This is a genomic window from Pseudomonas sp. GW823-FHT02F05 (assembly GCF_058797315.1).
The window spans coordinates 84404-95163 of record NZ_JBXAJM010000023.1; the positions used below are offsets into that span (position 1 = coordinate 84404).

The window sequence follows — 10760 nt, forward strand, 5'->3', positions numbered from 1 at the left end:
CATGGGGTAAGGCGCAGCGGAACTGCCGCTGCGCTGATTCAATTCAAAAAAATCTCGACTCATGGCTGGGCACTCCAGCCGCCATCCGGAGCGGCAAAACGATAGACCATCGGACGTTTTTCACCATCGGCACGCGGGCCGAAATTGTTATCAATCCCGACCCAGGCACCGTCGGCATCCACCAACAGGGCTTCAGCCAGGCCATACGACTGTGGGTAACGTCGCTGCCGCGTCAGGGTTTCGTCGGCAAACGACCAGCACAGCTCAACCTTGGCCGTGAGCGGGTCGCGCCGGCAGATCTGGAACGCATTGCGCTCCAGGGTAAACAGCTTGCCGTTGAACAGCGACAAGTCGGCAAAGTCCTTGGACACGGCCTTGGCGTTGGGGAACTGCGCCGGCTGCACTTCCTGGCCGGCCTCGCTCAACAATACACAACGGCCATCACAATCCCATACGCTCTGCCCACGCTTGATCGAGACCAGGCCACGGCGTTCACGCTCGGCAGCCAGCCAGATCTGATTGCCTTCAGGGTTTACCGCCAAGCCTTCGAACAAGGCATTAAAGTGCAACAACATGCCACTGGCCCTGGCTTCACGCACCATGCCCGGCGCGATTTTCAACCACTCCGGCGCGCCCATCGCGGGCACCTGCAACACCGCGGCATGGGCTTCGCTGACAATGTAACGGTTGCCTGCGGTATCACAGCTGATGCCTTCAAAGTCCAGGTCACCACCACGTATGAACGAAGCGGCCTTGGTGCGCGAACGCAAGCCCCAAGGCAGGCCGGACTCGGGCACGGGCGGCACGTCGATCTTCAGCGCTTGCGCGCTCCATGTCGGCGCACGGGTATCCAGGCGGTAAATCTGGTCGTCATCGCGGTCCGAAACCGTCCACAGCTCGTTGCCACACAACGCCAGGCCCGACAGGTTCCCACCGCGCATGCCGTCAACCGGGTGTTCCGAGACCAGCTTGAGCTCTGCCACGCTGGCTGCGGCCACCTGGGTGACCGCCAGCCCGCTCAACATCAGGATCGCCAGGGCGAAGCCTGTGCGCATCAGCCCAGAACCTCGGCCAGGTTGCCTTTGGATTCAAGCCAGGTCTTGCGGTCGCCAGCGCGTTTCTTAGCCAGCAGCATGTCCATCATTTCCGAGGTAGCGGCGAAGTCTTCCAGGGTCAACTGCACCAGGCGCCGGGTGTTCGGGTCCATGGTGGTTTCGCGCAGTTGCGGCGGGTTCATCTCACCCAGGCCCTTGAATCGCGTGACCTGTGGCTTGCCGCGTTTCTTCTCGGCCACCAGGCGGTCGAGGATGCCATCGCGCTCGGCTTCGTCCAGAGCGTAGAAAATCTCCTTGCCCAGGTCGATGCGATACAGCGGCGGCATGGCGACGTAGACGTGACCGGCATCCACTAATGGGCGGAAGTGCTGCACAAACAACGCGCACAGCAAGGTAGCGATGTGCAGGCCGTCGGAGTCGGCGTCGGCGAGGATACAGATCTTGCCATAGCGCAGCTGGCTCATGTCCGCTGCACCCGGGTCGACCCCGATGGCCACGGCGATGTTGTGCACTTCCTGGCTGGCCAGCACTTCGCTGCCGTCGACTTCCCAGGTGTTGAGGATCTTGCCGCGCAGTGGCAGGATCGCCTGGAACTCCTTGTCCCGCGCTTGCTTGGCGGAACCGCCGGCGGAGTCACCTTCGACCAGGAACAGCTCGGAACGCATCGGGTCTTGCCCGGCGCAATCGGCCAGTTTGCCCGGCAGTGCCGGGCCCTGGGTGATGCGCTTGCGCTCGACCTTTTTGCTGGCCTTCAAGCGCCGGCCGGCGTTGTTGATCGCCAGCTCCGCCAGGGCCAGGCCCAGCTCGGGATGCTCGTTGAGCCACAGGCTGAAGGCGTCCTTGACCACGCCAGAGACAAACGCCGCTGCCTCGCGGGACGACAGGCGCTCCTTGGTCTGGCCGGAAAATTGCGGTTCCTGCATCTTCATCGACAGCACGAACGCGATGCGCTCCCACACGTCTTCCGGCGCCAGCTTGACGCCACGCGGCAACAGGCTGCGGTATTCGCAGAATTCACGCATGGCATCCAGCAAGCCTTGGCGCAAACCGTTGACGTGGGTGCCGCCCTGGGCCGTGGGGATCAGGTTGACGTAGCTTTCCTGCACGCTGTCGCCACCTTCGGGCAACCACAGCAGCGCCCAGTCCACCGCTTCTTTATTACCCGAAAGGCTGCCGCAGAACGGCTCGTTGGGCAGGCGTTCGAAGTCGCTGACCGAGTCTTCCAGGTAGGAACGCAGGCCGTCTTCGTAGTGCCACTCGACCTTCTCGCCGGTGCCTTTGTCTTCAAAGCTGACCAGCAGCCCCGGGCACAGCACGGCCTTGGCCTTGAGCACGTGCTTGAGGCGGCTGATGGAGAATTTGGGCGAATCGAAATACTTGGGGTCCGGCGCAAAGTACACGCTGGTGCCTGTGTTGCGCTTGCCAACGGTGCCGATCACTTCCAGGTCGGTGGCTTTGTAGCCATCGGCGAAAGTCATCTGGTACTCGTTGCCATCGCGCTTGACCTTGACCCGCACCAGGGTCGACAGCGCGTTGACCACGGAAATACCCACACCGTGCAAACCGCCGGAGAACTGGTAGTTCTTGTTGGAGAACTTGCCGCCGGCATGGAGCTTGGTAAGGATCAGCTCGACGCCCGGCACACCCTCTTCGGGGTGAATGTCCACCGGCATGCCACGACCATCGTCGGACACTTCCAGGGAATGGTCGGCGTGAAGGATGACTTGCACCGACTTGGCGTGCCCGGCCAAGGCTTCGTCGACGCTGTTGTCGATGACTTCCTGGGCAAGGTGGTTCGGCCGACTGGTGTCGGTATACATGCCGGGGCGTTTGCGCACCGGGTCGAGGCCCGAGAGGACTTCGATGGCGTCGGCGTTATAAGAGCTAGCGCTGGGAGTGGCCATGGGGTCTCGTCGTGAGTCGTTCGATTAAAAAGTGACCTGCGATTTTTTACAGTGACGAAAAATCGAAGGATTGAAACTGATCTGCGCCAATGCCGGCAAAACACAACAGTGCCGGCAATTGCTGGGCGAACCCCTGGTAGCCATGGTCGCCACCGGCCTGGATGCGCAAGGCGCAGGCCCGGTAATACTGTTGGGCCAGGCGATAATCCAGGGTTTCGTCCCCGGTCTGCAACCACACCTGATAACGCGCGGCATCCTGGGGCGCCGGTACTTCCAGCTCGGCCAGGGCCGTGACGTGGTCCTGTGTCAATTCCCAGGTCTCATCGGTGTAGAGGTTCTTCTGGGTGCCCAGGTAACCGTCGAACATCCGATGGGGACTGACCGCCGGGTTGACCAGCAACGCCTTGAGACCATGGCGTTCTGCAAGATGGGTTGCATAGTAGCCGCCGAGTGAGCTGCCGACCAGCAGTGGCCGGCCCAGTTGCGCAATCGCTTGCTCCAATTGAAGAATCGCCTGACGAGGGTGGTGATGCAGCGCCGGTACGCGTAACTGGTCGGACAGGCCAAGGGTGCCCATCACGGTGGTCAACTGGCTGGCCTTGTTGGAAGCCGGTGCACTGTTGAAGCCGTGGATATACAGGATCGAAGCGGACATGCCGGGCTCTCCGTGCTGGGGCCAAAGAGGCGCAGTTTACAGGGAATGCAGGCAGAAGCGGACCCAATGTGGGAGCTGGCTTGCCTGCGATGGCGGCGATTCAGTCAACGAGTCAGCGCCAGGTACACCGTCATCGCAGGCAAGCCAGCTCCCACCTTTTGATCAGTGTTTGCAGGCCTTAATAGCCGTTGCTGCCGTAATCAACCGTAAAAGCGAAGCCGTTGACCCGCTCTACCCCCGTCTCCAACCGTCCGTCGCCATGCAAGCGCAACCAGCGATACCCCGGCGCCTGCTCGCTGACCTGGAAATCCTCACTTCCCGGCGCGAACTGGATACAGGTGGACGGCGAAGCCAGCAACCGCACACCGTTGCGCTCGCCGTCGATTTCCTGGTGCACATGGCCCCAAAGCAATGCCTTGGTCTGCGGGAAGCGCTCAAGCACGGCAAACAGCGCCTCGGGGTTGCGCAGGCCGATCGGCTCCATCCACGCACAACCGATGGGCACCGGATGATGGTGGAAACACACCAGGTGATGGCGGTCCGGCGCTTCGCTCAAGGCCTGCGCCAGCCGTTGCAGTTGCTCGTCTTGCAAGTAGCCCGGCACCGAACCGAGTACCGCCGAATCCAGCAGGGTGATACGCCAGTTGCCGATATCCACCACCGGTTCGAGCAAATCACTGTGCATGGCAGCCTGGGCCATGACCTGCGGTTCGTCGTGGTTGCCGGGAATCCAGCGCGCCGGGGCGCCAAGGGGAGCGGTCAAATCGCGAAACTGCTGATAGGACGCCAGCGTGCCGTCCTGAGACAAGTCGCCGGTCGCCAGTATCAGGTCGATGGCCGGCTGTTGCGCACGCACCAGCTCGACCACCCGCTGCAGGCTTTCACGGGTATTCATGCCCAGCAACGTGGCGTCAGCGTCGGCGAACAGGTGGCTGTCGGACAACTGCACCAGCAACACGGCATCAGGATTCACGGCGGATACGCTCGGCAAGGCGCTCTCCCTGGCAACTACAGGAATGGACATTTGGCGCGATTATGCTGGGGCAGGACACAAAGAGGAAACCCAAGGAAGCAGGCACAGTTCACATCTACCGCACCACTTCAAACTCATGGCCCAAGGCCAGGCAGTGGCTGAGCCATTCGCCGAGGAACACATTGAGCTGTGCTTTCTCATCGGGCTGGTGCATGAACACATTCGGGTAAGGATAGATGCTGCGAAAGCGTCGTGCGTGCTCGGCACTGATCACTTCGGCCATACGCGCGTCGTGGTACACCTGTACTTCCAGTTGCGGCACCGGCAACCACGGCAGGCTGTGTTCCTGGCGTACCCGCAGGGTGGTGGTGTAGGGGCAGGTGAGAATGACTTCCAGGGTCAGCACGCCAAGCATCTGGTCGCCATGGGTCACGGCGATTCGCCGCGCCTGGGGAGTGTGACGCATGTCCGGAAGCAGGCGCATCAGCCGCGCATAGTTGGCCTCGCAGGCCGCTTGCAGCCCGATCAGGTCAACTCGATAACGTTCCCGTGCCTTTACTGCCATAACCCCCTCACTTCCGCGCGATTAAGCGCAAGCCATTGCAGGGCGATAATGCTGGCTGCGTTGGAAATCTTGCCGTCGCGCACCGCCTGCAAGGCATCTTCGAAGGCCCAGGCGGTGACGCGGATATCTTCTGCTTCTTCTTCCAATCCATGGACCCCACCCGCGCCCGAGCTGTCGCATCGGCCCAGGTACAGGTGGACAAATTCAGTACTGCCGCCCGGCGACGGGAAATACTTGGTGATCGGCCACAGCGCGGAGAATGTCAGCCCAGCTTCCTCCTCGGCCTCGCGGTGTGCAACCTCCTCGGGTTGCTCATCCTTGTCAATCAGGCCGGCGACCATCTCCACCAGCCAGGGGTTGTCGGCGCGGCCCATGGCGCCGACGCGGAACTGTTCGATCAACACCACCTCATCGCGCAGCGGGTCGTAGGGCAGCACGCACACGGCGTCATGACGCACGAACACCTCGCGGTTGACCACCCGGCTCATGCCGCCGTCGAATTTTTCGTGGCGCAGTTGCACGCGATCGAGCTTGTAGAAGCCTTTATAGGCATTGTCACGCTGAACAATCTCGATCTTGTTCGGCGTCGACTTCGCGATGTCCGTCATGGTGTCCCTCGTTAAGCTCGTGCAATGGGCGCCATCCTAACGCGCCGACGCCCGTTGATGCAGCCCCTTTGCGGTTGCCGGGAGAGGTGGCGAGCGTCAAACTCGCTGCAATCAGTTTAGTGGCGAACTGGCGGCCACGTTGGCAGTCCAAGCGCTACTCTTTTCGCTTTCCATCGATTTACGAAGGACACACATGTCGCTTTTAAAAATCGCCTCCGTGGCCTGTATTGCCTTGACCCTGGGTGCTTGCCAGAGCCTGTTCCAACCGGCCTATCTCAAGCCGCTGGACGTTACCACCGACAAATCGGAGCAGATCAAGCCCGGCTGTGACAGCCCGGCCTGCCCGCTGGTGAACATCGACACCGTGCATTTCCCCACCGAGCCACAACTCGACAGCCTGGTGGAACAGCGTTTGCTGCAAATGACCCGCACCACGCCTGGCGCCAGCGTACCGGCGAGCCTGAACGCCTACCGGAACACCTTCCTGCGTGAGTCGCCGGACCGCCATGGCATGTACTTGCAAGCCAAGGTACGTGACCAGCATGACGGACTGGTGATCGTTGAAGTGTCCAGCTACCTGGACACCGGCGTCGCCCACGGCGAGCCAGGCCGGGGGTTTATCAACTATTCACGGATTCTGCATAAGGAACTGACCCTGGCCGACATGCTGTTGCCCGGCCAGGAGCAGGCCTTCTGGAATACCGCGAAAGTTGCCCACAACAGTTGGTTGATCGGCACCAAGATGGACCGCGATCCGGAGTTCGTGAAGAGCTGGCCATTCCAGAAAACCCCGAACGTGGCCCTGACCAGCGGCGGTGTGGTGCTCAAGTACAACGTCAGCACCATCGCCCCTTACGCACAGGGGCTGATCGAAATCACCCTGCCCTATACGCGCCTCACCGGCGTGATCAAGCCTGAGCTGGTGCCCGCACGCCGTTGATCGGTTGGTGGTTCAAGGGTGTTATTGCAGAGGGAGATTGGGTGTTCGTCAGATCGCTATCGCGGGCAAGCCCGACTCCCACAGGGGACCGGCTGTGAACACAAAATCTGTGTCCACTTAGGCCAACTGTGGGAGCCGGGCTTGCCCGCGATGACGGCGGTGCAGGCACCGCCGCCTATGGATCAGACCTTTTTGTAGAGCTGGCTACCTTCCTGCTTGAACCGCTCAGCCTGCTCGGCCAAGCCCTTGGCCACATCCACATCCACCGCATCGATGCGCTGGTTGGCCGCGTACTCACGCACCTCATGGGTGACCTTCATCGAGCAGAATTTAGGCCCACACATGGAGCAGAAATGCGCGACCTTGGCCGATTCCTTGGGCAACGTCTCGTCGTGGAATGCCCGTGCGGTGTCCGGGTCCAGGCCGAGGTTGAACTGGTCTTCCCAGCGGAATTCGAAGCGCGCCTTGCTCAGGGCGTTATCGCGAATCTGCGCGCCAGGGTGGCCTTTGGCAAGGTCGGCCGCGTGGGCCGCAATCTTGTAGGTGATGATCCCGGTCTTCACGTCATCCTTGTTCGGCAGCCCCAAGTGCTCCTTGGGCGTGACGTAGCAGAGCATGGCGCAACCGAACCAGCCGATCATCGCCGCACCGATACCCGAGGTGATGTGGTCGTAGCCCGGCGCAATATCAGTGGTCAGCGGGCCGAGGGTGTAGAACGGCGCCTCGTCGCAGCACTCCAGCTGCTTGTCCATGTTCTCTTTGATCAGTTGCATCGGCACATGGCCGGGGCCTTCGATCATGGTTTGTACGTCGTGCTTCCAGGCGATCTTGGTCAGCTCGCCCAGAGTCTCCAGTTCACCGAATTGCGCAGCGTCGTTGGCATCGGCCACCGACCCCGGGCGCAGGCCATCCCCCAGGGAGAAGCTGACGTCATAGGCCTTCATGATTTCGCAGATCTCTTCGAAGTGCGTGTAGGCGAAGTTTTCCTTGTGATGGGCCAAGCACCACTTGGCCATGATCGCGCCGCCACGGCTGACAATGCCGGTGACGCGATTGGCGGTCAGCGGCACGTAGCGCAGCAGTACGCCGGCGTGAATGGTGAAGTAGTCCACGCCTTGCTCGGCCTGTTCGATCAGGGTGTCGCGGAACAGCTCCCAGGTCAGGTCTTCGGCAACGCCGTCGACTTTTTCCAGGGCCTGATAGATAGGCACGGTGCCGATCGGCACGGGCGAATTACGGATAATCCACTCGCGGGTTTCATGGATATGCTTGCCAGTGGACAGGTCCATGATGTTGTCCGAGCCCCAGCGAATGCCCCAGGTCATCTTCGCCACTTCTTCTTCAATGGACGAACCCAGGGCGCTGTTGCCGATGTTGCCGTTGATCTTCACCAGGAAGTTACGGCCGATAATCATCGGTTCCAGCTCGGTGTGGTTGATGTTGGCCGGGATGATTGCGCGGCCGCGAGCGATTTCTTCGCGCACGAACTCGGGCGTGATGATTTTCGGAATACTGGCGCCGAAGCTGTGCCCGGCATGTTGTTGCTTGAGCAGGCCGCTGGCGCGAGCTTCCTCAAGCTTCATGTTTTCGCGGATGGCCACGTATTCCATTTCTGGCGTGATGATGCCTTTGCGCGCGTAGTGCATCTGGCTGACGTTGGCGCCGGCCTTGGCCCGACGCGGGTTTTGCAGGTGGGCAAAGCGCAGGTAGGCCAGGTCGGGGTTATCCAGACGTTCCTGGCCGTAGCGTGAACTCAAGCAGGCCAGCCGCTCGGTGTCACCACGCTCTTCGATCCACGGCGAGCGCACATCGGCCAAGCCTTTGCGCACGTCGATGATGACATTGGGGTCGGTATAGGGGCCGGAGGTATCGTAGACCACTACAGGGGCGTTGATTTCGCCACCAAACTCAGTGGGGGTCACATCCAGGCTGATTTCACGCATCGGCACGCGAATATCCGGGCGGGAGCCCTGCACGTAGATTTTTTGCGAGCGGGTAAATGGCTGCACGGAGCCGGAGTCGACCTTGGCCGATTCACTCAGGTGCACGGTATTTTTTAGTTTTGTACTCATCACAGGCTCTCCAACTTATCCAGGCGGTGGATTTTTGTCGGAGCGAACCTGTGACGGACGGACGCACTGGAACCAGTGCTGTGCTTGGCGCACGAGGGCTGTTCGATTGTCGAACAACATCCCGGACGAAGCACAAGAGGACTCGCCGGGTGACGAGAAATCTTGTTCCCTACGCAGGCGCTAACCTGATCAGGTTCAACGGGATCCGGTATTTACCGATCTCAGCCTTCCAACAAGGCACCCCGACAAGAACGCGGCCAGTCTAGACCATGGCGTGGGCAAATTGCCAATAGCGGTGCATTCAGCGTGATGAATGGCGTGATCGTGGGATTGTTGTGTGACGGTACGGCCACTACACTCGGGCACGGCCTCAAGGCTTGACGCCAGGCATGGCCAGCCTTAGCCTTGGGCGCTGAATTATCACCGTAATATTCTTACTAGGGATCGCCTCATGCTGCGCAAACTCTCACTGGCTGTTGCCGTGTCTTGTGCGACCAACGGACTGGTCTGGGCAGCTGAAGCGCCCTTGTCCGCCAATACCGACCTGGTCAGCGTCTATCAGGAAGCGGCGAACAACAACGCCGACCTGGCCGCTGCCCGTGCGCAGTACGGCGCGCAAAAAGAAGTAGTGCCCCAGGCCCGCGCAGGTTTGCTGCCGAATCTGTCGGCCGGCGCCGACAGCAATAACGTACGTACCCAGATCGACCAACCGGCCGCCACGGCCAACCGTGACGCCCACTCCTGGCGGGCCACCCTGAGCCAGCCGCTGTTCCGTGCCGACCGCTGGTTCCAGCTGCAAGCCGCCCAAGCCGTTAACGAGCAAGCCTCGCTGCAACTGTCGGCCTCCGAGCAGAACCTGATTTTGCAAAGTGCCGAGAGCTACTTCGCCGTGCTGCGCGCCCAGGACAACCTGGCGTCGACCAAGGCCGAAGAAAATGCCTTCAAGCGCCAGCTCGACCAGTCCAACGAACGCTTCGATGTGGGCCTGTCGGACAAGACCGATGTGCTGCAATCCCAGGCCAGCTACGACACTGCCCGGGCCAACCGCATCCTGGCCCAGCGTCAGGTGGACGACGCTTTCGAAGCGCTGATCACCCTGACCAACCGCCAATACAACTCGATTCAGGGTATCGTCCACACGCTGCCGGTGCTGCCGCCGGCACCGAACGACGCCAAGGCCTGGGTCGAAACTGCCGGGCGTCAGAACCTTAACCTGCTCGCCAGCAATTACGCGGTAACCGCCGCTGAAGAAACCCTTCGGCAGCGCAAAGCCGGCCACTTGCCGACGCTCGATGCGGTTGCGCAATACGAAAAAGGCGACAACGACGCCCTGGGTTTCAGCAACCCGAATCAGTTGCCTATCCCGTACGGCGGCGATGTGTCGCAACGCACCGTCGGCCTGCGCTTGAACATCCCGATCTACAGCGGCGGCCTCACCAGTTCGCAAGTGCGCGAATCCTATTCGCGCCTCGACCAGACCGAGCAACAGCGCGAAGGCCTACGCCGCCAGGTAGTGGAAAACACCCGTAACCTGCACCGTGCAGTCAACACCGATGTGGAGCAGGTACAGGCACGCCGTCAGTCGATCATCTCCAACCAGAGCGCGGTGGAAGCCACGGAAATCGGCTATCAGGTGGGCACGCGCAACATCGTCGACGTACTGGATTCACAGCGCCAGTTGTACGCGTCGGTGCGCAACTACAACAACAGCCGCTACGACTACATCCTCGATAACCTGCGCTTGAAGCAGGCGGCAGGCACGCTCAACCCAGGGGATTTGCAGGATCTGGCGCGCTACCTCAAGGCCGACTACAACCCGGACAAAGACTTCCTGCCGCCGGACCTCGCCAAAGCCGCTGCCGAACAGCTCAAGGCCCGCCCCGGCTATTAAGCGCACCGCCGAACCCATGTGGGAGGGGGGGGGGGGGGGGGGGGGGGGGGGGGGGGGGGGGGGGGGGGGGGGGGGGGGGGGGGGGGGGGGGGGGGGG

9 protein-coding genes and 1 riboswitch are annotated in these 10760 nt (G+C 61.4%); of the genes, 2 read left to right on the forward strand and 7 right to left on the reverse strand.

Going from position 1 to position 10760, the window contains the following annotated elements; genetic code table 11:
• Positions 1 to 59: 59 nt before the first annotated feature.
• The 6 genes from AC1RAC_RS23930 to AC1RAC_RS23955 form a co-directional block, all read right to left on the reverse strand.
• Positions 60 to 1055, reverse strand: coding sequence for an esterase-like activity of phytase family protein (locus AC1RAC_RS23930; protein WP_492617040.1), 996 nt, complete (start codon positions 1053 to 1055; stop codon positions 60 to 62).
• Complete coding sequence (parE, locus tag AC1RAC_RS23935) at positions 1055 to 2959, reverse strand: DNA topoisomerase IV subunit B (protein WP_003188026.1); 1905 nt, start codon at positions 2957 to 2959, stop codon at positions 1055 to 1057. Before parE ends, AC1RAC_RS23930 begins: the two co-directional genes overlap by 1 nt.
• 46 nt (positions 2960 to 3005) lie before the next feature.
• A complete protein-coding gene (locus AC1RAC_RS23940) occupies positions 3006 to 3614 on the reverse strand; it encodes a YqiA/YcfP family alpha/beta fold hydrolase (RefSeq protein WP_014716651.1) in 609 nt (202 codons plus the stop codon).
• A 178-nt stretch (positions 3615 to 3792) separates the two neighbouring features.
• Entirely contained in the window at positions 3793 to 4605 is an 813-nt protein-coding gene (gene cpdA / locus AC1RAC_RS23945; protein ID WP_492617041.1) for a 3',5'-cyclic-AMP phosphodiesterase, read from the reverse strand.
• A gap of 97 nt (positions 4606 to 4702) precedes the next feature.
• Positions 4703 to 5152 (reverse strand): DUF1249 domain-containing protein, encoded by a 450-nt coding sequence (locus AC1RAC_RS23950; RefSeq protein ID WP_073524857.1) that lies wholly within the window; start codon positions 5150 to 5152, stop codon positions 4703 to 4705.
• The gene (locus AC1RAC_RS23955; RefSeq protein WP_492617042.1) at positions 5143 to 5760 is read right to left on the reverse strand and encodes an NUDIX domain-containing protein; all 618 of its coding nucleotides are present in this window, start codon (positions 5758 to 5760) and stop codon (positions 5143 to 5145) included. The genes AC1RAC_RS23950 and AC1RAC_RS23955 overlap by 10 nt, the downstream gene beginning before the upstream one ends.
• Before the next feature lie 193 nt (positions 5761 to 5953).
• Here AC1RAC_RS23955 and AC1RAC_RS23960 point away from each other — a divergent pair, with 193 nt between their 5' ends.
• Positions 5954 to 6700 (forward strand): RsiV family protein, encoded by a 747-nt coding sequence (locus AC1RAC_RS23960; RefSeq protein WP_034125635.1) that lies wholly within the window; start codon positions 5954 to 5956, stop codon positions 6698 to 6700.
• Between the two features lie 182 nt (positions 6701 to 6882).
• Here the strand turns inward: AC1RAC_RS23960 and thiC are convergent, their stop codons facing one another.
• Positions 6883 to 8772, reverse strand: a complete 1890-nt coding sequence (gene thiC, locus AC1RAC_RS23965) for a phosphomethylpyrimidine synthase ThiC (protein ID WP_034125634.1) — start codon at positions 8770 to 8772, stop codon at positions 6883 to 6885.
• A gap of 149 nt (positions 8773 to 8921) precedes the next feature.
• Positions 8922 to 9027: riboswitch (TPP riboswitch) on the reverse strand.
• Between the two features lie 196 nt (positions 9028 to 9223).
• On the opposite strand from thiC, the gene AC1RAC_RS23970 reads away from it, so the two are divergent.
• Positions 9224 to 10663, forward strand: a complete 1440-nt coding sequence (locus tag AC1RAC_RS23970) for a TolC family outer membrane protein (RefSeq protein ID WP_032893875.1) — start codon at positions 9224 to 9226, stop codon at positions 10661 to 10663.
• Positions 10664 to 10760 lie beyond the last annotated feature (97 nt).